Origin of the sequence: Paenarthrobacter sp. OM7, assembly GCF_029873575.1 — a bacterium.
Lineage (GTDB): Bacteria > Actinomycetota > Actinomycetes > Actinomycetales > Micrococcaceae > Arthrobacter.
On the sequence record NZ_CP123579.1, the window covers coordinates 1,119,276 to 1,139,599 of the forward strand.

Sequence of the window (20,324 nt, forward strand, 5' to 3'; positions counted from 1 at the left end):
ACGGCGCGGTTTTCATGAACGCAGTTCGCCTGCGGGTTCCACATCGATGATCCGGTGGATGGACAATACCCGTTCGGTGTCCTTCGCGGGGTCGAACACCCTGACACGTCCACCGGAGACGGATACAGGAACAACGGTTTCAGTGTTGGCATTCCCCAGGCTGTCCACCACATTCATGGTGACGGCCTGTTTGAGCCGGATGGCCGTTTGCAGGGTCTCCAGGCCAAGCTGCGTGGACGCTTCGCCCGCCGCTTCGGACCGCACTCCGCGGTGCTGCCGAAGAACCGACAACTGTGCATCAACGTCGTCGTCCGGGGGAGCCGTCCGCGGCGCGGTGTAGACAGGGCGGGCACTGCCCGGCACCGCTGTTGTCCGTTTGAAACGCACGACGGCGGGCTCGGCCTCTTGCACGGCCGGGGAAAGTCCCAGCTCGCGCAGCACTCGTGCGGCTTCCCGGGGGCTGGCTGAGGATGTCAGGACAGTCGGTGCGATGCGCACCAGGCTCAATGCCGATGTACGGGCCTCGCGCAGCAAATCGGTGATGGCAGTTTCGTCATCGCTTTGGATGAAGCTGGCACTGGTGCCGATCCGCAAGCGGCCATGCCGGGACGCCGTGTCCTGGACAAGGTACGCCAAGGGCTGCGGCACGTCCGTGGCCGAGTGCTCCCGAAGGAATGCCAACAGCGATTCCGCATCTTGTCCGGCGTCGAGCGCCCTGCGGATGGTGGCAGCAGAGAAACGGTAGATGGACGCTGGACCCTGGCCCTCGGCGTCTGCCATCAACAGCAGTGTCTCACTCAGTTCCGGAGCCAGGTAGCCGGGGGCCACGGCGGTGAGGTCGGCCTGCAGGAGGATGTGGTTCACTGCGGCGGGCAAATGCTCGCCGAGGATGGTCATGGCCTGTTCGGGTTGGCCCTCGGCAATGGCCGCACCCAACTGCGTCAACGCCCCGGAGCCCATCAGGCCCAGGAGCGTGGCTTCCTCAAGAATGCCGCGGACCAGTGAACTGAACCGCCGGGACATCCGCGGCTGCGACCATTCAGCCCGCTGCAGGACGGCCCTGGCGTCCAGGACGGGCGCTTTCCCATCCGGAGCGGCGGCTTCGGCCGTGAGTTCGTGCAGGATCTCGAGGACGCGTCGTCGGACCACCGGGGCATCAGGCCGCTGCGCTTCCGCGGACAAGGCATTGATGGTGGTCCCGGCGGCGCCCTGATGGGAGGCCGACGACGCGGGACCGGTAAGGGGCTGGCCCACCAGAGAAGGTGCACGCTCGCTGGCCAGCCAGGCATTGACCAGCCAAAGCCACTGTTCCTGCCTGGGGAGGTTGAGCCACTCCAGCGACGGCGGCTGCACCCACGTGGAGCTGTCCACGTCCAGGCGGAGCAGCCCGGCCATGGCGCACAACTCCAAGAGGACGGCGGTTTCATGGACGCCCATGCGGATGGACTCGGCAAGGCGCCGCAGTTCGCGCACACCCACACCACCGCTCCGGAGGGTGGCCAGGGGTTGTTCCCGCACAGCGAACAGCAGCTCGCCGGTCAGCCGCAGGATCTCCGCGATGGCCCCCATGGCAGCGTTGCGGCGCAGGGCAGCACTGGTGTGGCCCAACTCGGGAACCGGTGGCGAGAGTGTGAAGTCATCCACAATGGCGCCGCCGCGAAGCGCAAGGCCCACACTGTGGGGCAGTTCCACGTGGCCGGCGTCCAAGGGGACCAGCAAGCCACGCGCCAACAGCCAGTCGATGGGCCCGACGTCGTGGCTTTCGTGGGTGACCGACGCCCGCCGCTGTGCCTGGGGTACTGCGCCCATGGCCCAACTGCCGAATTTATCCAGCAGGCCGACGGTCCGGTCCGGCGCGGTGGCCAGGATGGCGCGCAGGTTCTCCGGTGTTGACGTCCAGCGCTGCAGGGCGAGCGCGGCATCCATGGGAGTGCTGGCGGGGTGGATGCCGGCGCCGCTTTGATGGAGTTCGGCTACCAACTGCACTACCCGCTGGGCAAAGGCCGGCTGCAGCCGAACCAGTTCCGTGTAACTCCTGCCAAGGCCTGCCGGGTAGATGCCGATGACATCCTTCAGGCTGCCCACAGGAAGGTAGAAACGCTGCCGGGAGGAGGTGGCCGGTGATCCGGCGGGTGGATCGGCACGGTGGATGAGGGCCAGCTCCTGCAGCTTGGCAAGGATCGGGTCCAGCGCCGAAAGAGTGGAGCCGGCAATGACTTTCTTCAGGCCGGCTGCTGAAATGCTGTGGCCTGTATCGGCGTTGGTACACAGATGCAGTGTCTCCAGGACCTGCATTTCGGGCTTGTTCAGCCGTTCCAGGGCCCGTTGCACACTGACACGGGCGCTTGCCCTTGCTGCCAGGGCCGCGAAGTCCGGCGCCATGGGGGAGATCAAGTCCGGTCGCGCAGCAAACAAGGCCCGCAGCGAATCGTCGCTGCGCGCTTCCAGTTCCTTGCTGAGCGCGCGAATGAGGGACATCAATCCAACGTTACCGCCCCTGGGCCGCTGGTGCCTGCCGGCAGCTCAGATGGTTATTGCCGACGGCGCTGGCGGACAGCGTCCAATACCAGGACCACTGCCAGCATGAATGCAGCGGGCAAGCCGTAAAGGGCAGTCGACGTAATCCATACCGGGGCCGTTCCGCTGTTGTAAGCGATTGCCATGACGGCACCGACGGCGGCCAAGGAGGCCACAGCGATCACGGCGGCGATGATCATGAGGGGGCGGCGGTAACCCGGGGAAGTCATGTCCCCAACGCTAGCAGCAGCGCCGGCACGGGAGGTATTGCTGCGTCATTGCCGCCCTTTGGGTGCAGCTCCTGCCCTCTGTGATCGCGGCGTGACCGCGGCAAGGCGGGAATAGCGGGCCGGGCAGGATAACCTTGAAGGAACAGACCAACACGGACCGGGCTGTCACCCTCGATCCCGCAGAACCCTGCGGATGCGGTGTCTGGCCCGACGTGTCTCCCACAGCAAGAAACGAAGAAGGTTGATTACGTGCCTACCGGCAAGGTCAAGTGGTATGACAAGGAAAAAGGCTTCGGATTCCTCGCGGCTGAGGACGGCCAGGAAGTTTTCCTGCCCAAGACGTCCCTGCCTGCGGGCGTAACGGAGCTCAAGGCTGGAACCCGAGTGGAGTTCGGCGTGGCCGATGGCCGCCGCGGAGCACAGGCACTGGGGTTGCGCGTCCTGGAAAAGACGCCTTCCCTTGCCAAGGCCAAGCGGATGAACGCCAAGGACCTCGCCCCTATGGTGCAGGACCTTGTGACGGTTCTGGACAACCTTTCCGGTTCGTTGTCCTCCGGCAAATACCCGGACGGCAACAAGGCCAAGGCCATCAGCCTGGCGCTGCGCAAGGTTGCCGACGAGCTGGAAGCCTAGGACCGGCCATGACATCGGAATCCGCACAGGAAACAAAGGCCGGAAGGGGCGCCCAGGCAAACCCTGCAGCCGGCCCTGACGCTGCCCGGGCTCCTGGCATCGGGGAAGCCCCCGCGCGGAAGCCGGTTGCGGACAAGCCGCGCGCCGGTTTGCCCGTGTGGCGCACCGGCAAGCCGGATGCCTTCCTCGCTGCCGCCGTCGAGGTTGCCCGTGAGGCAGTGGAGGGCATTGCCAACCCTGGCGAAGTCGGGGCACACCTCGGTGCCAAGTCGGAGGGTGACCGTGTGGTGACCCACCTGTTTGAATCCAGGCTTGCCGGTTACGGCGGGTGGCAGTGGTACGCCGTGGTGACCCGCAACTCGCGGTCCAAGATCGTCACGGTGAGCGAGCTTGGCCTGCTGCCCTCCGAGGACTCCATCCTGGCGCCCGAGTGGGTTCCGTGGGCCAAGCGTGTCCGTCCCGAGGACGAGACGCCGTTGGTGGAGGAAACCGTGGAGGACGTCACGGAAGAGTCCGTGCAGGCGGACGAAGACGAGGCGACTGAGCCCGCTGAGGATGCCGACGACGCGGACGAGTCCGACGATCCTGACGATGACCACGACGAAGCCGGGGCTGAATAAGCATTGCGGAAACCCGGGGTGACCAAAGTAGGGGCGGACGCTGATGTCCACCTTTAGGTCACTCGGAATCCTCAACTACCGCATCTGGTTTTTCGGTGCCCTGATCTCCAACATCGGCACGTGGATGCAACGTACCGCGCAGGACTGGTTGGTCTTTGACCACCTGACCGCGCACGACGCCGGAGCCATGGGTATTACCTTGGCCCTCCAACTGGGTCCGCAGCTGTTCCTTGCCCCCTGGGCCGGGCTGTTGGCCGACCGCTACAGCCGGCGGAAACTGCTCCTTATCACCTTGGTAGCCATGGCGCTCCTGAGTACGGGCCTGGGCATCCTGGTGTTGCTGGGGGTGGCTGAACTTTGGCACGTCTATGTCTTCGCGTTGCTGCTGGGCATCGTGACGGCCCTGGACGCTCCCGTCCGCCAGACTTTCGTCTCCGAGCTGGTTACCGACGAATACCTGCCCAACGCCGTTGCCCTCAACAGTGCCTCCTTCAATGTGGCCCGGATGATCGGACCGGCCGTCTCCGGCGTGCTGACGGTGGTGGTGGGGCCCGGCTGGGTGTTCCTTATCAACACTGTGTCCTTTGTTGCCATGCTCTGGGCGCTGAAGCTCATTCCGGCGTCCTCGCTCCGGGTCCAGCCCCGGGCTGCGGCGGGCAAAGGGCGGATCCGCGAGGGCCTGCGCTACGTCCGCAACAGACCCGACATCCAGGTGGTCCTGGCAGCCGTCTTCATTGTGGGCACCTTTGGGCTCAACTTTCCCCTCTTCATTGCCGCGATGGTGGGCACCCAGTTCGGGATGGACGCCGGCGCTTTTGGACTGCTGAATTCGGTCATGGCCATCGGATCCGTGACGGGTGCCCTGCTGGCTGCCCGACGCGGTCGGCCCCGCCTGCGGCTGATCTTCATTGCCGCCGGGGGATTCGGCGTCGCCAGCGCGTTGGCGGCACTGGCCCCCAACGCCATGCTCTTCGGACTGGCCCTGGTTCCCTGTGGCCTGTTCGCCCTGACACTGATCACCAGCGCCAACGGCTACGTGCAGTCCACCACCGAAGCTGTCATGCGCGGGCGGGTCATGTCCTTGTACATGGCCATCTTCATGGGTGGCACTCCCATCGGGGCGCCGCTGGTGGGGTGGGTGGCCAATGTTGGCGGGCCGCGGTGGGCCGTGGGCGTTGCAGCGTTGGCCGGCGTCAGCGCCGCCGTCGTGGGCTTGGCCTGGATCATCCGGGCAAAGCAGCTGCGGCTGCGTTTCGACCGCCGTGCCCGTGGCCTGCGCCATTTCCGGGTGGAGTCGTTGCTGGCCCGCCCGGTCACCGACGAGGACGACGACGGCGGCCCGGGGCCGGTTCGTTAGTCAGGCCCTCGAGGGCCGTGGTGTTAAACGGCAGCGGCGCCGTCCGGAACATTCCGAACGACGCCGACTGACAGCCTGTGGTGCTACTTCTTCAGTTCGCCAACCACGTAGTCGATGCTGGCAAGCAGGGCGGAAACGTCGTCCGGTTCAATGGCGACAAACGTCGCGATGCGCAGCTGGTTGCGGCCAAGCTTGCGGTACGGCTCGGTGTCCACCACACCGTTGGCGCGCAGGACCTTGGCGATGGCTGCGGCATCAATGGAGTCGTCGAAGTCGATGGTAGCGATGACGTTGGAGCGGTCTTCGGCGTTGGTGACGAACGGCGTCGCGTACTCCGAGGCCTCGGCCCAGGAGTAGATGCGGTTGGCGGAGTCCGCCGTGCGCTTGCTGGCGAAATCCAGGCCACCGTTGCTGTTGAGCCACTGCACCTGGGCGTCCAGGGTGACCAACGTGGACAGGGAAGGCGTGTTGTACGTCTGGTTCAGCTTGGAGTTGTCGATAGCCGTCTGCAGGTCCAGGAAGTCCGGGATCCAGCGGTCGCTCGCCTTGATCCGTGCCGCACGCTCCAGTGCGGCGGGGGAGAAGAGGCCCAGCCAGAGACCACCATCGGAGGCGAAGTTCTTCTGCGGTGCGAAGTAGTAGACGTCAGACTCTGAGACGTCGACATCCAGCCCGCCGGCAGCAGACGTGGCGTCCACCAGGACGAGGGCGCCTTCGTCAGCCCCCTCGACGCGCTTGACGGGGGCAGCCACGCCGGTTGACGTTTCATTCTGGGGCCAGGCGTAGACGTCAACGCCGGCTTCGGCCTGTGCCACCGGGCGGGTGCCGGGTTCGGACTTGATGATGGAGGAAGCATCAAGGAACGGCGCCTTGTTGGTGGCAGCAGCGAATTTCGAACCGAATTCACCGAAGGAGAGGTGCTGTGCTTTCTTCTCTACCAGGCCGAATGCGGCGACATCCCAGAATGCCGTGGAACCGCCGACGCCGAGGACAACTTCGTATCCTTCGGGTGCACGGAAGAACTGGCTGAGGCCCTCCCGGACCGAACCCACAAGGTTCTTGACCGGAGCTTGGCGGTGGGACGTGCCAAGGATGGTGGACGACGCGGCAGACAGGGCCTCGATCTGTTCCGGACGGACCTTGGACGGTCCTGCGCCGAAGCGTCCGTCCTTGGGCAGCAGATCGGCGGGAATGGTGATGCTGTTGTCGCTCACGTGTGGCTCCAATGGGTATCGGCTAGAGATGGGTCGTGGCAGGTGGCATCAGCTGCCCCTTCGACACCCCAATTCTGCCTGACCCGGCGCGGAGGCAGGAACCTGTGGCCGTCATAGTCCGCCACGTGGAACGCAGGCCCACCATATGCGACCGGAATTATCCAGAGTAATTCCAAATAAGCTAGGCTGGTGGTTGGCGTTCATGGGGCGGCGGTGTACACCGCCCACCCGGCAAGGGACGCGGTACGGTGGAGATTACGCAAGGAACTGCGTTCGAGGAGAGCTGAGCTGGATGACGGATCTGATCGATACCACTGAGATGTATCTTCGGACCATTTTGGAGCTTGAAGAAGAGAACATTGTGGCTCTCAGGGCCCGCATCGCCGAGCGGCTGCGGCACTCCGGACCCACTGTTTCCCAGACCATCGGACGCATGGAGCGCGATGGCTTGGTGATTGTTTCCAATGACCGTCACCTGGAACTGACCGAAGCGGGGCGGAAACGCGCCACCGAGGTGATGCGAAAGCACCGCCTCGCCGAGCGTCTCCTGGCTGATGTCATTGGCTTGGACTGGGCCTATGTCCATGACGAAGCCTGCCGCTGGGAACACGTGATGAGCGAGCGCGTGGAGCGCCGGCTGTACGAACTCCTGGAGCACCCCACCGAATCCCCATATGGCAACCCCATCCCGGGCCTTGAAGCCCTCGGTGGCCTTGCCAGCCAGCCGTTTCCCCGCCTCGACGTCAACCTCCTGCAGGCCATGGACGGCTATGCACCGGATTCCCGGGTGGCAGTTACCCGCCTTGCGGAGCCCATCCAGGTTGAGCCTGAACTCCTTACCCAGCTGGATGAGGGTGGTATCCGCCCCGGCGCGGCCGTCTCGCTGGAGCGTGTAGGCGAGTACATTTCAGTCCGGGTCCCCGGCATTGAGGGTGCACTGGAACTTCCGCCCGAGGTGGCGGCGCACGTCTTCGTCTCCGTCGGCTGAGGCACCCTTCCCTTCACCCGGTGTCATATCTCACTTTTGAGCTCCAAGCGCGCGTGTGACCTGCAGTTTTTCAGGATTAGTGATAAGGGGCAGCCGCGCCACGCCTGTTCCTGTTGATAACGAATTTATTACTGCGAGCCTTAATCGCCTATAGTTATCTACTAGCGCTGATACCAAAGCGTTACCTGTTCCGGAGCCGAGCTCTGCCAGCGGAACAGGTGTGCCATCCACCACTGGCAGAGGCGGGGGAACCACAAGCGGCTGTCTAAAGAAGCAGCCTTGGGGTGAAGTCCGCAGCAGAAGTGCCCATTACGCAAGTCCCTCTTGGGATACCTGTGTGCCGTGAGCGCTTCGTGCGGACCGGGTCTTTGAACTCTCTGACCCGAATCCGACAGCTAACTTCGCAGGCTTTTTAGAGAGGAACAGAGTTTGACAACGCAGAACGTCAGGGGCCGCCGCCGCGCGTCCGGCCCCGCTGCTGAGCTGCGGCCAGCCCGCGTCGTATCGGAGATCCGGCCACGCGACACCGAACGCCAGGTGCGTCGCCGCAAGAGCCCGTTGCGCCAGGTTGCCGATTTCGCCGCAGCCAGTGGTGTAGGGCAAAAGGCCGGAGTTGCGCTTGCCGCCACCGGACTTGCCCTGACTGTCGGTCTGCCGGCCACCAGCCCGGTCATGGCAACCTCGGAATCCGGTCAGACCGAGTCGGCCCTGGCCGTCACCGGGGGCAGCCAGCCCGAGGTTTCCGCCGCTGCATCAGCCAAGATCGACTTCAGCCGTGCTGCGGTAGCTACCGCCGCCGACCCCGACGGCAAGCTGAAGCAGCTGCTCAGTGCGCAGTCCGCCGACAGCATCCAGCGTGCCTCGTCCACGGGCACCATGGCCAGCCCCCTGGACACCCTGACCACGGCTTCCCCGTTCGGCTACCGCATCAGCCCCCTCACAGGTGGTGCCGGTGACTTCCACCGCGGCCAGGACTTCGTGGCCCAGTGCGGCACCGCCGTCCATGCCGCGGCCAGTGGCAAGGTCACCTTTGCCGGATGGCACGAGTACGGCGGAGGGAACCGCGTGGTGGTAGACCACGGCAACGGCCTTGAGACCACGTACAACCACTTGTCGTCCTTCACCGTCAAAGTAGGCCAGACGGTCAGCCGCGGCGACACTGTAGCGCTGAGCGGCACCACGGGCGCCTCCACCGGCTGCCACCTCCACTTTGAAGTACAGGTCAACGGTGAAGTTGTTGACCCCATGGGCTGGCTCTAAGTCCAGTTGATGGTTGTCTCTCGCATTCGTGACACACCCCGTGACCTGAATGTGACATTCGCGTTCAACTGTTGTACCGTACAAAGCGCATCGGCTTTTTAGGGGGCCGGTGCACTTGAGTGGATTGCCTAGCTCTGCCACCACTCGAGGTCCGTTCGCATAAATCGTCTGGCAGGGGCGGGGGAACCACTTCTGGTCTTCGCAAGAAGGCCTTGGGGTTAAGTCGCAAAGCTTCCTTGAAGCAGCGTGGCCGGATGACTCCCATCCGAATCCGACAGCTCACCTCGCAGGCATTGGGAGAGGCTACCTTCGTGTCATCACGCACTACCCCTGCGCGCCACCGCGCCGAATCGGTTCGTACGAACCCCTTGAACACGCTTTCCAAGGCTGTTTCATCCAACGCCGGTACCGTTGGCCGTCAGGCCGTCGTACTGGCAGCAGCCTCAGGCCTCGTCCTCAGTGTCGGTCTGCCGGCCCAGGCAGCGGACACCGACGTTTCCAAGTCGGAAGCCTCCAGCACCCAGCAGATGGTCACCACTGCGGTAGTCACCGCAGAGCCCACCGCCACCGTTTCCTTCGAGAGCCCCGTAGTGGCCACCAAGGAAGCTCCCAAGGTTGTGCAGCGCGCTTCGCAGACCACCCAGCGCACCGCGGCCAACGGCAACCAGGCCACCGCAGGCGCCGTGACTGCGAAGTCGTCCGAAGCCAAGGATGCTGCTTCCAGCGCCGCCGCTTCCGGCCTCGCCGCGATCGCCTACACCGGAATCGGCCACCCTTACGTTTGGGGCGGCACCACGCCCAACGGATGGGACTGCTCCGGCTTCACCCAGTGGGTCTACGCCCAGGCCGGCATCAGCATCCCGCGCGTCAACGCCTGGACGGCCATGAAGCCCACCAGCACTCCTGTCCCCGGTGACCTGGTCATGCAGAACGGTGGAGCACACGTAGGCATCTACGTTGGCAACGGCATGATGATCAGCGCATTGAACCCGGGACAGGGCACGCTCCTGCACTCGGCTGCCTCCACGGGCACGTCCTCCTTCTTTACCCTCCGCTAGAAACAATCCGGTTCGGGGTTCGCCAGCATGCCCCCAAGTGCTGGCGCGCCAATGAGCCGCGTGTACCCCAACTGCACGCGGATACGAAAAGAGAAAACCATGACCAGTGCATCCAAGGTTGCACGGCATCGCGCTGAGGCCCCCAAGACCAGCTCGCTTGCCGTGATCGCCAAGGCCGTCAGTGAAAACGCCGGCGGCGTCGGCCGCCAGGCGGCTGTTATTGCCGCAGCTTCAGGCCTGGTCCTGACCGGCAGTGTTGCTGCCAACGCGGCCGACACCACCGTGGACCGTGAGTCCACCGCGACGTCCACCCTTGACGTCCAGTCGGTAGTCCAGGCCACCATCGCTGCGGACTCCACCGTTGCCATCTCCTACGAGCGCCCCGTGGTCACCACGGTGCAGGCTCCGGCCCCCGTAGAGAAGAAGGCTCCTGCGAAGGCAGAAACCAAGAAGGCAGCAGAAAGCACGGCAACTGCTGGCAACGCCACACTGGCCGTCAACACCGCGGCTCCTGAGGCAAAGGCTCCGGCCGCTGCAAGTGGCTTGGGTGCTGCAATTGCCGCTGCCGCCTATGCGCAGCTCGGCGTCACCCAGGACTGCACCATGCTGGTAACCAACTCCCTGGCAGCTGTTGGCATCAACTTCCACGACTGGCCGGCCGGCTACCTCTCCCTCGGCCGCACGGTCAGCGCAGCGGAAGCGAAGCCGGGCGACCTCGCCTACTACGCCAACGGCGGTCTGGCCGGACAGGCCCACATCGCTGTATACGTCGGCAACGGCCAGGCAGTCCACGGTGGATGGAACGGATCCACCACGGCACTGTTCAGCGTCAACGTAGGCTCCGGCCCGGTTTTCATCCGCGTGAACGGCTGATCCAGCCTTTGGTTTTGACAGCAACACCCCGCAGGCTCAGGCCGGCGGGGTGTTCTGCTTTTAAGGGACGGATTCGGCTCCACGCCTCTTAACCTCGCATGAACTCTTGGCGACACTGCACGGGAAACGACGGAAAAATTCGTTGATACGGCATATGAGTGCTTACCCTTATCTTGTCGATCCACAGCCCGTACAAGCAGAGGGCAGCCGGCCCTCGTGCCCCTGACGGGTGCGGCCGTGAAGAGGTACGTGCATGCGCACACTCGTTCTGAATGCTGGATATGAACCGCTGGCGGTAATAACATTCCGCCGGGCGCTGGTCCTTGTGTTGACTGGGAAAGCTAGCGTAGTGGCCGAAGGCGACGAGCCTGTCGTCGGGCCACAGGAGATTCTCGGACGCCCCTCCGTGATCCTCCTTAACCGCTACATCCGTCCCCGGTACAACAGGATTACCGCCGTGAGCCGACGCGGGGTCCTTCGCCGCGACGGCCATCGCTGCGCCTACTGCGGGAAAACAGCCCACACCATAGACCACGTCCACCCCAAATCCAGGGGCGGCGCGGATTCCTGGGAAAACCTGGTCGCGGCGTGTCTGAAATGCAACAACGCCAAGAGCGACCACACGCTGGCTGAAATGGGTTGGAAACTCCGTTTCACGCCTGGAGTGCCCCAGGGAACCATGTGGCAGATCAAAGAACTCGAGAAACCTGCGCCGGACTGGGACCCGTTCCTGTTGCCGGAATCCGCCGCCTGATCGATTTCTGCTGAACTCCGGCCGCCCCGGTAATCTGGGCGAATGGAGTTCAATGCCGTGATTCTGGCGGGTGGCAGGGCCACCCGCCTCGGTGGCGTGCCCAAGCCGTCGTTGATGTACGACGGCGGGACGCTCCTTTCGCACGCCCTGCAGGCGGCCCGGGGTGCGTCAGCTGTGGTGGTGGTAGGTCCTGACGCTTCAGAAACGGGCGGTGAGCCGTTACCGGTCGAGGTGCTGCGGGCCCGGGAGGAACCGGCATTTGCGGGTCCGGCCGCTGCTATTGCTGCCGGGTTGGCGGCGATGAAGGACAACGGAAACAACGCTCCCTGGACGCTCGTCCTGGCATGCGATATGCCGCACGTGTCCCGTGGCGTTTCGTTCCTCTGGAAAGCCCTGGAGGCCCACGCGGGGGTGGACGGTGCCATGGCTGTCTCGGCCGATGGCCGGAAGCAGCCCCTCCTTGGTGCCTACGGCACCAGTGCCCTCGAACGGGAAGTGGCTCAAGCTTCCGAAGGTTCCGGGTTAACGAACGCTTCAGTGTTCCGCCTGCTTGCTAGGCTGAACCTGCTGGAAGTAGCCGTCCCCCCAGGCTCCACGGATGACGTGGATACATGGGAGGACGCTGCGGCCCTGGGCATTGACTACAAGTTGGAGGCGGACGTGAAGAGCCAGGAAGAGACGCTCGAGGAATGGTGCCGCACACTGCTGCAGGCATTCGAGCTTGAAGGCGTTGAAGTGGACGTAAATGAAGTGCTCGCTGTTGCCGGAGTGGCGGCGCACTCAGTGGTGCGCCCCGCAGCGCCCTTGACCACCTTCATTGCCGGCTACGCGGCGGGCATGGCCCGCGGCATTGGCCAGGCAAGCGATGATGCGTCCATGAATGCCGCCTTGGAACTGGCCCGCAAAGTTGCCAAGGAGTACTCGGAGTCCGAGGCTGACGCCGAATGACGGAGGCCCCCGCCGAGGGCCATCACGCGGCACACACCTGGCAGGAGGCCCGGCAGCGGGCGTTCGATTGTGCCGCTCCCATCCCTCCGGCTCCTGTCCCGCTCAGGTCAGCCCTCGGCCGCACCCTCGCTGCCGATGCCCGGGCGGTGCAGGATATGCCGCACTACGCTTCCTCAGCCATGGATGGGTGGGCCGTCAACGGAAGCGGTCCGTGGATCCTGAGTGAACCGGGCCAGAGGCTTGCTCCCCACCAAGCAAGTCCCATTGTGACGGGCGGGCTGATTCCGCCGGGTGCCAAGGCAGTTCTTCGCAGCGAGAGCGGCGTCATAACCACCGACGACGACGGCCTTCCGGTCCTTGCACTGGGCGGAACCGCCAAACCCGGCGAACCCCGCAACGGCCAGCACATCCGTAAAGCCGCAGAAGAGGCGGCGGCGGGGGAGGTCTTGCTTACTGCCGGAACCGTGCTCAACCCGGCCCACATCGCTTTGGCTGCGCTGGCCGGTCTGGACCAGCTGGAGGTCCTCGGCAAGCCGCTGGTCAGGTTTCTGCTGACGGGCTCCGAGGTTGTGGCACAAGGGGTTCCGCTGCCCGGACAAGTGCGTGATACTTTCGGCCCGCAATTGGGCGCTGTGGTGGAGCTCCTTGGTGGCATCGCAGGAGAGCAGCTCAGGGTGGGCGACAACTATGAAGAATGGATTTCCGCACTCCAGGACACCGAACCGGCGCTGGACGAGCTGACAGCGGATGACCCTTACCAGGAAACTGAGCCCCCGGCGGACGTCGTCATCACTACCGGCGGGACCGGTCGGTCCGGGACTGACCACTTCAGGCGGGCCGTGGCTGAACTCGGCGGCCGGCTGTTGATCGACGGCATTGCCATGCGCCCCGGTCATCCTGCCGTGCTGGCTGAACTGCCCGATGGCCGTTTTGTGCTGGGCCTGCCGGGAAATCCACTTGCCGCGATGATGGCGCTGTTAACGGTGGGTGCGCCGTTGCTGGCGGCTTTGGGTCATCGGCAGCTGGACGGGGTAGGTGAAGTTCCTTGCGGCGCCATGATCGACGCGGATCCCGGCCGGACCCGCCTGATGCCGTTCAAGCTGGTGTATGGCCTGGCATCGCCGGCGCAGCACACGGGTCCCGGGATGATGCGGGGCCTGGCCGGCGCGGACGGGGTCATGGTGGTACCGCCCCACGGAGTCCAACTGGGCGAGCTGGTCCCGGCGTTTGCCTTGCCGTGGGGCAAACCGTTGCCCGCGCCCAAGTCCGCGGAAGACAAGCCTCGCAAGGCCCCGGCGCGGCAGGCAAAGAAGACTCCCTCCGGCCCGGTGGACTGGAGCGCGCTGGACGCCTGAGTGCTGGACTCCGGAGCACTGCAGCGAACCAGGTGAGGGTGCTAACAAAGTGCAATGATGGACTTATGAACAGGCATGCTCCCGAACAGGACATCAATGAAGATGACCTGCAAATCCACCCACCCAAACAAGCCGCTGCCGGCCTCAAGGCTGTCACGGTGGCTCTTGAACGCGGTTACGCCCAGGCCGGAGTGGCCCGCACGGTCCGTTCCATGCTCAGGGTCAACCAGCACGACGGCTTCGATTGCCCGGGATGCGCCTGGCCCGAATCCATTACCGGCAGGCGCAGCCCCGCCGAGTTCTGCGAGAACGGCGCGAAGGCGATTGCCGAGGAAAGCACCACCCGCACTGTGGGCGCGGAATTTTGGGCGAAACACTCCCTGGCTGACCTCGAAGACAAGACCGAATACTGGCTGGGGAGCCAGGGAAGGTTGTCCGAGCCCGTGGTCATCAAGCCCGGGGATACACACTATTCGCCCATCAGCTGGACCGAGGCCTTCGCGCTGATCGGCGAGCACATCAACGCCACCACGCCGGACAAATGCGTTTTCTACACCTCCGGCCGTACGGCCAACGAGACCGCTTTCATGTATCAGTTGTTCGCCCGGAGCCTGGGCACCAACAACCTGCCCGACTGCTCCAACATGTGCCACGAATCCTCCGGCAGCGCACTGAACCCCACCATTGGAATCGGCAAGGGCACGGTCTCGCTGGAGGATATCCACCACGCCGAACTGGTCCTGGTGGTGGGCCAGAACCCGGGAACCAACCATCCCCGGATGCTGTCCGCACTGCGGGATTGCAAGAACAACGGCGGGAAGATCATCGCCGTCAACCCGCTTCCCGAGGCAGGCCTGCTGAACTTCAAGGACCCGCAGTCCCTCAACGGCGTCATTGGCGGCGGCACCACCATCGCGGACGAATTCCTGCAGATCAAGGTCGGTGGCGACCTCGCGCTGTTCCAGGCGCTGGGCCACCTGCTCCTGGAAGAAGAGCAGCGCAACCCGGGCACCGTCGTCGACCATTCCTTTATTGAGGGGCAGACCGAAGGTTTCGCCGCGTACAAGGAAGCACGTTCAGTCCTGGACTGGGAAGAGACCGGGCGCGCCACTGGCCTGACGCGTGCAGAGATCACCAAGGCCGCGGAAATGATGGCCGCGTCCAAGGCCACCATCATCTGTTGGGCCCTTGGACTGACCCAGCAGCCACACTCGGTGGATACCTTGCGCGAGATCATTAATCTGCTGCTGCTCCAAGGGAACTTCGGCAAGCGCGGTGCCGGAGCCTGCCCCGTCCGCGGGCACTCAAATGTGCAGGGCGACCGCACGATGGGGATCTGGGAGAAACCCAAGGAGCCGTTCCTGGCTGCGTTGGACAAGGAATTCGGCTTCCACATGCCGCGAGACCACGGCTATGACTCCGTGGAGACCCAACACGCCCTGGAGAAGGGCGAAGTGGATGTTTTCGTCTCCATGGGTGGGAATTTCGCTGCGGCCGGCTCGGATACGGCAGCCTTGGAAGAAGGGTTGAAGAGGGCAGGGCTGACGGTCCACATCTCCACCAAACCCAACCGTGCCCACGTGGTCCACGGCAAGACCTCCCTGATCCTGCCCACCCTGGGCCGGACGGACACTGACGACAAACACCCTAAAGGCAAGCAGTTCCTGTCCGTGGAAGACTCCATGTCCGTCATCCACAAGACGCAGGGGAGGCTGGAGCCGGTCTCTGAGCACCTCCTGAGTGAGCCTGTGATCGTAGCCCGGATGGCGCAAGCCACCCTGGGTGATGACCACAGCGTGGACTGGCGGTCCATGGCCGAGGACTACGACGTGATCCGGGACCACATCTCCAGGGTCATTCCCGGTTTTGAGGACTTCAACGCCCGGGTTCGGACCAAGAACGGCTTCGTGCTGCCCAACCCGCCCCGGGACACGCGGACCTTCGCCACGGACATCGGCAAGGGACGTTTCTCCGTGCGGCCACTTGAGTACCTCGAAGCGCCGCCGGGCCACTTGATCCTCCAGACCGTCCGCAGCCACGACCAGTACAACACCACGTTCTACGGTTTGGATGACCGGTATCGCGGCGTTTCGGAGGGGCGGCGGGTCATCCTGGTCCACCCGGATGACCTGAAGGAGCTGGGCTTCGAGGACCGGGACCTGGTGGATGTCATCTCCACCTTCGCGGGAACGGAACGGCGGGCCGACAAGTTCCGGCTCATCGGATACCCCACGGCCAAGGGCTGCGCCGCTGCGTACTTCCCGGAGGCCAACGCCCTGGTCCACCGCGAACTGGTGGCCAGGGAATCCAACACCCCCGGCTATAAGGCCATGACAGTTCACTTCGTCAAGCATGTGGAGAACGGAGCCTGATATGGGACGCGTGACCCAACGCCGCAAGGTGCATAAGTTTGTCCTGGACGGCTCACCGCAGGCGCTGGAGCATCCTGTCCGATACAAGGAAGATGTACTGGCCGTGGAGGAGCCCCTGGAGATCCGCTTGGGGGAGATGTCCTTCTCCGTGACCATGCGGACCCCCGGGGACGACTTCGACCTCGTGGCCGGATTCCTCGTCTCGGAAGGGATCATCTGGGAGCCCGCCCAACTGATCTCTGAGCGATTCTGCGCTGGGGAGAACGAAGACGGTGTGCAGACCTTCAACGTGGTGGACGCTCAACTCCGGCCTGACGTGGTGCGGCCCGATACCGGCCGGAACGTCTACACCTCCAGTTCCTGTGGAATCTGCGGGACGGACTCCATCGAAGCTGTCCGCAAGTCCTCCCATCACAGTCCGCGCGAGGACAACGTCACGGTGCCGGTCCGCGCCTTGGCCGCCCTGCCGGACCGTCTCCGGGAGGCGCAAGCGGTCTTTGACAAAACGGGCGGTGTGCACGCTGCCGGACTCTTCAGGATTCACGACGACGGAACCACCGAGCTGCTCTGCCTGCGCGAAGATGTTGGCAGGCACAACGCGGTGGACAAGGTAGTGGGCTGGGCTTTGCGGGCGGGCATGCTGCCGCTGAGAGGGACAGTCCTCCAGGTCTCCGGCAGGGCGTCCTTTGAATTGGTCCAGAAGGCTGCCATGGCGGGTATTCCAGTACTCTCTGCGGTCAGCGCACCGTCAAGCCTCGCAGCTGAACTCGCTGAAGAAACGGGGATTACGCTGGCAGGGTTCAGCCGGGGGCATAGTCTCAATGTCTATGCCGGCCGGGACAGGATCCTCGCAGAACCGCCCCCGGCAGATGCGCTGCCCGTAGGGGATAGCCGTCAATCACTTGGCTATTAGGCTGGAACAAAGTAGATTTTATCCATCGATTGGAAGCGCGGCGAGCCCAGAATCGCCGTCTGAACCTGCACGCCTGGTGCGTGTACCAAGCGTGAAATCCAGCTAAAGCCCAAAGGGGAATTAATTGCACGACGACCGCCGGATCACTGAACAGCGCCTCGATCGATTCGTTCGGGAACGCATTCTTCCGGCCATTTACGGGAGAGCCTTACCGCTGCAGCTCAGCAGCTGGGATGTTCCCGGCGAGCCCGTGCCGGCGGCAGAGGCTGTGCGCCAGCTCTTCACCCCGCAGGAGCACGGCGCCCCGTGGGGAAAGGCCTGGAGCACCAAGTGGCTCCACCTGCAGGGTGAAGTCCCGCAGGACTGGGGTATGGCTGAATCCACGTCGGTGGAAATCATCGTGGACCTCGGCTTCAACAGCGACGTCCCCGGGTTCCAGTGCGAAGGCACCGCCTGGCGCGCCGACGGCAGCATCATCAAGGCGATCTCGCCCCGGAACTATCACGTCCCCGTCAAACTGCTTGGCGGCGGACACTCCGTGGATTTTTATGTTGAAGCTGCGGCGAACCCGGACGTTGCCCAGGGGTGGTCCTTTGCTCCCACTCCGCTGGGAGACAAAGCGACGTCCGGCGACGAGCCCCGCTACCGCCTGGGCCGCATCGCCATGGCAGAGCTGAACGAGACGGTGTGGGAACTCAACCAGGACATCTGGACACTGAGCGGACTCATGCATGAACTTCCCATGGAACTTCCCCGCCGCCATGAAATCCTGCGGGCGCTGGAACGGATGCTGGACATCATGGACCCGGACGACGTCGCTGGAACTGCTGCGGCCGGTCGCGAAGCGTTGAAGGAAGTGCTGGGCCGGCCCGCTTATGCTTCCGCCCACCAGCTCCTGGCTACGGGCCATGCCCACATCGACTCCGCATGGTTGTGGCCTGTCCGCGAGACCATCCGTAAATGTGCCCGGACGTTCTCCAACGTGGTGGCACTCATGGACGAGGATCCTGACTTTGTGTTCTCCTGCTCCTCGGCCCAGCAGATGGCGTGGATCAAGGAGTACTTCCCTGAGCTCTTTGTCCGGATCCGGGAGAAGGTCAAGGCCGGTCAGTTCATCCCCGTGGGCGGCATGTGGGTGGAATCGGATACCAACATGCCCGGAGGCGAGGCCATGGCCCGCCAGTTCGTGGAGGGCAAGAGCTTCTTCCTGAAGGAATTCGACGTCGAATGCCAGGAGGCCTGGCTGCCGGACTCCTTCGGCTACTCCGGTGCCATCCCGCAGATCGTGAAGGAGGCCGGTTCCCGTTGGTTCCTGACACAGAAGATTTCCTGGAACAAGGTCAACCGGATGCCGCACCATACCTTCACCTGGGAGGGCATTGACGGAACCCGGCTGTTCACGCATTTCCCGCCGGTGGATACGTACAACGCTGAACTGCACGGCCGCGAACTGGCCCACGCGGAACGCAACTACCGCGAACACGGCCGCGGAACCATGTCACTGGTGCCGTTCGGTTATGGCGACGGCGGTGGCGGACCCACGCGTGAAATGGTGGCCGCCGCGCACCGCACTGCAGACCTTGAAGGTTCGCCGAAGGTCCGGATGGGCACTGCCAAGGACTTCTTCACCAAGGCCGAGGCGGAGTACACCAACCTTCCGGTCTGGGTGGGCGAGATGTACCTGGAAATGCACCGCGGAACCTACACCAGCCAGGCCAAGACCAAGCGAGGCAACCGCCGCAGCGAACACCTGCTGCGCGAGGCCGAGCTGTGGTGCTCCACCGCCGCCGTCCGTCTCGGTGCGGACTACACATATCCCCAGGCCGAGCTGAAGCGGCTCTGGCAACTGGTGCTCCTGCAGCAGTTCCACGACATCCTGCCGGGCAGCTCCATCGCCTGGGTCCACCAGGACGCCGAGCGCAACTATGAGGCCATCTCCCGTGACCTTGAGGCCATCATCAGCCATGCCGCCCAGGCTCTGGTGGGGACCGGCAGCACGGGCTACCTGCTCAACGCAGCCCCGCATCCGCGCAGCGGCGTGCCGGCTCTGGCAATAGCCGAAGCCGATGGACCCGGCGACGATGTCCAGGTGGAGGAATACGGCGGCGGCTTCGTGCTGGACAACGGCATCATCCGTGCGGTTCTGGACGGCAACGGCCTGCTCACCTCCTTGGTGGACCATGCCGGCGGCCGCGACGCCATAGCCCCCGGGCAGTCCGGCAACCTGCTGGAGCTGTTCCGGGATACCCCCAATGAATGGGACGCGTGGGACATCGAAGAGTTCTATCGCCGGAACGTCACCCAGCTGACCCAAGCGGACACCATCGACCTCGAGCGCACGCCGCGTGGCGCCGTCGTGGTGGTCCAACGGAAGGTGGGCGCCTCCACCATCACCCAGCGCATCACGCTCGACGCCGGTGCCAAGTCCCTGGGGATCTCTACCACGGTGGACTGGCAGGAACGCGAAAAGATGCTGAAGATCGCCTTCCCGCTGGACGTCAGGGCGGATCGTTCGGCGTCCGAGACACAGTTCGGCCACGTCTTCCGGCCGACCCACACCAACACGTCCTGGGAAGCCGCCAAGTTCGAAATTTGCGCGCACCGCTGGATCCACGTCGCAGAACCAGGCTATGGAGTTGCCGTCAGCAACTCCTCCAGCTACGGACACGATGTCACCAGGGCGGTCCGCACCGATGGCGGAACGACGACGACGGTCCGCACCTCGCTGCTGCGCTCGGCCCGGTTCCCGGACCCTGAAGCCGACAGGGGAGAACACACCTTGGAGGTTTCCATCCGGCCCGGCGCTGAAATCGCCGATGCCGTGGAAGAGGGCTACCGCACCAACCTGAAGCCACGGTTCGTGACCGGTGGGCACCCCGTGGAGCCGCTGGTTTCGGTCTCGAACCCGGCCATTGTGGTGGAAGCCGTGAAGCTGGCCGAGGACGGATCCGGCGACGTGATCGTCCGGCTCTACGAATCGCTGGGGGAGCGCTCAGCTGCCACGGTACGGCCCGGATTTGAGGTAGTTGGTGCCACTGCCACCGACCTGCTGGAACGCGTTGCAGAGGCGCCTGGAGTGACGGTGGGGGAACGCTCGGAGGTGGAGCTGGTGCTTCGGCCGTTCCAACTGGTGACCCTGCGCTTCACACGCTGACCCGGAATACAGTAGAACGCCGGCGGCCTTGCACGGGAAATCGTGCAAGGCCGCCGGCGTTTGTGGTGGTGGCGCGGT

The 20,324-nt window shown here is 64.3% G+C and carries 16 protein-coding genes and 2 riboswitches; of the genes, 13 read left to right on the plus strand and 3 right to left on the minus strand.

The window, feature by feature from the left end; genetic code table 11:
• Nucleotides 1-12: 12 nt before the first annotated feature.
• Together QEH68_RS05240 and QEH68_RS05245 are read right to left on the minus strand one after the other, a co-directional pair.
• Nucleotides 13-2,478 carry a helicase-associated domain-containing protein gene (locus QEH68_RS05240; RefSeq protein WP_280627082.1) on the minus strand — a complete coding sequence of 822 codons (2,466 nt, stop codon included), beginning with the start codon at nt 2,476-2,478 and terminating at the stop codon, nt 13-15.
• 53 nt (nt 2,479-2,531) lie between these two features.
• Nucleotides 2,532-2,747, minus strand: a complete 216-nt coding sequence (locus QEH68_RS05245) for a hypothetical protein (RefSeq protein ID WP_207596574.1) — start codon at nt 2,745-2,747, stop codon at nt 2,532-2,534.
• A 249-nt stretch (nt 2,748-2,996) separates the two neighbouring features.
• Here QEH68_RS05245 and QEH68_RS05250 point away from each other — a divergent pair, with 249 nt between their 5' ends.
• The 3 genes from QEH68_RS05250 to QEH68_RS05260 are packed head-to-tail and all read left to right on the plus strand — an operon-like array spanning nt 2,997 to nt 5,357.
• Entirely contained in the window at nt 2,997-3,380 is a 384-nt protein-coding gene (locus QEH68_RS05250) for a cold shock domain-containing protein (RefSeq protein WP_089593906.1), read from the plus strand.
• Nucleotides 3,381-3,388: 8 nt separating this feature from the next.
• Nucleotides 3,389-4,000, plus strand: a complete 612-nt coding sequence (locus tag QEH68_RS05255) for a DUF3027 domain-containing protein (RefSeq protein WP_280627084.1) — start codon at nt 3,389-3,391, stop codon at nt 3,998-4,000.
• Between the two features lie 43 nt (nt 4,001-4,043).
• Nucleotides 4,044-5,357 (plus strand): MFS transporter, encoded by a 1,314-nt coding sequence (locus QEH68_RS05260; protein WP_280627086.1) that lies wholly within the window; start codon nt 4,044-4,046, stop codon nt 5,355-5,357.
• Nucleotides 5,358-5,440: 83 nt separating this feature from the next.
• Here the strand turns inward: QEH68_RS05260 and serC are convergent, their stop codons facing one another.
• Nucleotides 5,441-6,571: a phosphoserine transaminase gene (gene serC, locus QEH68_RS05265; RefSeq protein ID WP_280627088.1), complete on the minus strand. Its 1,131-nt coding sequence runs from the start codon at nt 6,569-6,571 to the stop codon at nt 5,441-5,443.
• 292 nt (nt 6,572-6,863) lie between these two features.
• On the opposite strand from serC, the gene QEH68_RS05270 reads away from it, so the two are divergent.
• The 10 genes from QEH68_RS05270 to QEH68_RS05315 all read left to right on the plus strand — a co-directional run bounded on the left by QEH68_RS05270 (nt 6,864) and on the right by QEH68_RS05315 (nt 20,246).
• Nucleotides 6,864-7,559 (plus strand): metal-dependent transcriptional regulator, encoded by a 696-nt coding sequence (locus QEH68_RS05270; RefSeq protein WP_207596578.1) that lies wholly within the window; start codon nt 6,864-6,866, stop codon nt 7,557-7,559.
• 184 nt (nt 7,560-7,743) lie between these two features.
• Nucleotides 7,744-7,984, plus strand: a riboswitch (cyclic di-AMP (ydaO/yuaA leader).
• Between the two features lie 4 nt (nt 7,985-7,988).
• Complete coding sequence (locus QEH68_RS05275; protein ID WP_207596579.1) at nt 7,989-8,819, plus strand: M23 family metallopeptidase; 831 nt, start codon at nt 7,989-7,991, stop codon at nt 8,817-8,819.
• A 125-nt stretch (nt 8,820-8,944) separates the two neighbouring features.
• Nucleotides 8,945-9,126, plus strand: a riboswitch (cyclic di-AMP (ydaO/yuaA leader).
• Nucleotides 9,127-9,130: 4 nt separating this feature from the next.
• Complete coding sequence (locus QEH68_RS05280; RefSeq protein ID WP_242703539.1) at nt 9,131-9,877, plus strand: C40 family peptidase; 747 nt, start codon at nt 9,131-9,133, stop codon at nt 9,875-9,877.
• 99 nt (nt 9,878-9,976) lie between these two features.
• On the plus strand, nt 9,977-10,750 hold the full coding sequence (locus QEH68_RS05285) for an NlpC/P60 family protein (protein WP_280627091.1): 774 nt from the start codon (nt 9,977-9,979) through the stop codon (nt 10,748-10,750).
• 253 nt (nt 10,751-11,003) lie between these two features.
• Nucleotides 11,004-11,504, plus strand: coding sequence for an HNH endonuclease (locus tag QEH68_RS05290; protein WP_024819811.1), 501 nt, complete (start codon nt 11,004-11,006; stop codon nt 11,502-11,504).
• 42 nt (nt 11,505-11,546) lie between these two features.
• A complete protein-coding gene (locus QEH68_RS05295; RefSeq protein ID WP_280627095.1) occupies nt 11,547-12,452 on the plus strand; it encodes an NTP transferase domain-containing protein in 906 nt (301 codons plus the stop codon).
• Nucleotides 12,449-13,807 (plus strand): molybdopterin molybdotransferase MoeA, encoded by a 1,359-nt coding sequence (locus QEH68_RS05300; protein WP_207596583.1) that lies wholly within the window; start codon nt 12,449-12,451, stop codon nt 13,805-13,807. Before QEH68_RS05295 ends, QEH68_RS05300 begins: the two co-directional genes overlap by 4 nt.
• A gap of 65 nt (nt 13,808-13,872) precedes the next feature.
• A complete protein-coding gene (locus QEH68_RS05305) occupies nt 13,873-16,179 on the plus strand; it encodes an FdhF/YdeP family oxidoreductase (protein WP_280627097.1) in 2,307 nt (768 codons plus the stop codon).
• Nucleotide 16,180: 1 nt separating this feature from the next.
• Nucleotides 16,181-17,092 (plus strand): formate dehydrogenase accessory sulfurtransferase FdhD, encoded by a 912-nt coding sequence (gene fdhD / locus QEH68_RS05310; RefSeq protein ID WP_280627099.1) that lies wholly within the window; start codon nt 16,181-16,183, stop codon nt 17,090-17,092.
• A 124-nt stretch (nt 17,093-17,216) separates the two neighbouring features.
• Nucleotides 17,217-20,246, plus strand: a complete 3,030-nt coding sequence (locus tag QEH68_RS05315) for a glycoside hydrolase family 38 C-terminal domain-containing protein (protein WP_280627100.1) — start codon at nt 17,217-17,219, stop codon at nt 20,244-20,246.
• Nucleotides 20,247-20,324: the final 78 nt, after the last annotated feature.

Coding starts and splice junctions, on each gene's coding strand:
- QEH68_RS05240 (WP_280627082.1), bottom strand. CDS start 2,478: ATGTCCCTCATTCGCGCGCTCAGCAAGGAACTGGAAGCGCGCAGCGAC.
- QEH68_RS05245 (WP_207596574.1), bottom strand. CDS start 2,747: ATGACTTCCCCGGGTTACCGCCGCCCCCTCATGATCATCGCCGCCGTG.
- QEH68_RS05255 (WP_280627084.1), top strand. CDS start 3,389: ATGACATCGGAATCCGCACAGGAAACAAAGGCCGGAAGGGGCGCCCAG.
- QEH68_RS05260 (WP_280627086.1), top strand. CDS start 4,044: ATGTCCACCTTTAGGTCACTCGGAATCCTCAACTACCGCATCTGGTTT.
- QEH68_RS05270 (WP_207596578.1), top strand. CDS start 6,864: ATGACGGATCTGATCGATACCACTGAGATGTATCTTCGGACCATTTTG.
- QEH68_RS05285 (WP_280627091.1), top strand. CDS start 9,977: ATGACCAGTGCATCCAAGGTTGCACGGCATCGCGCTGAGGCCCCCAAG.
- QEH68_RS05290 (WP_024819811.1), top strand. CDS start 11,004: ATGCGCACACTCGTTCTGAATGCTGGATATGAACCGCTGGCGGTAATA.
- QEH68_RS05295 (WP_280627095.1), top strand. CDS start 11,547: ATGGAGTTCAATGCCGTGATTCTGGCGGGTGGCAGGGCCACCCGCCTC.
- QEH68_RS05300 (WP_207596583.1), top strand. CDS start 12,449: ATGACGGAGGCCCCCGCCGAGGGCCATCACGCGGCACACACCTGGCAG.
- QEH68_RS05305 (WP_280627097.1), top strand. CDS start 13,873: ATGAACAGGCATGCTCCCGAACAGGACATCAATGAAGATGACCTGCAA.
- fdhD (WP_280627099.1), top strand. CDS start 16,181: ATGGGACGCGTGACCCAACGCCGCAAGGTGCATAAGTTTGTCCTGGAC.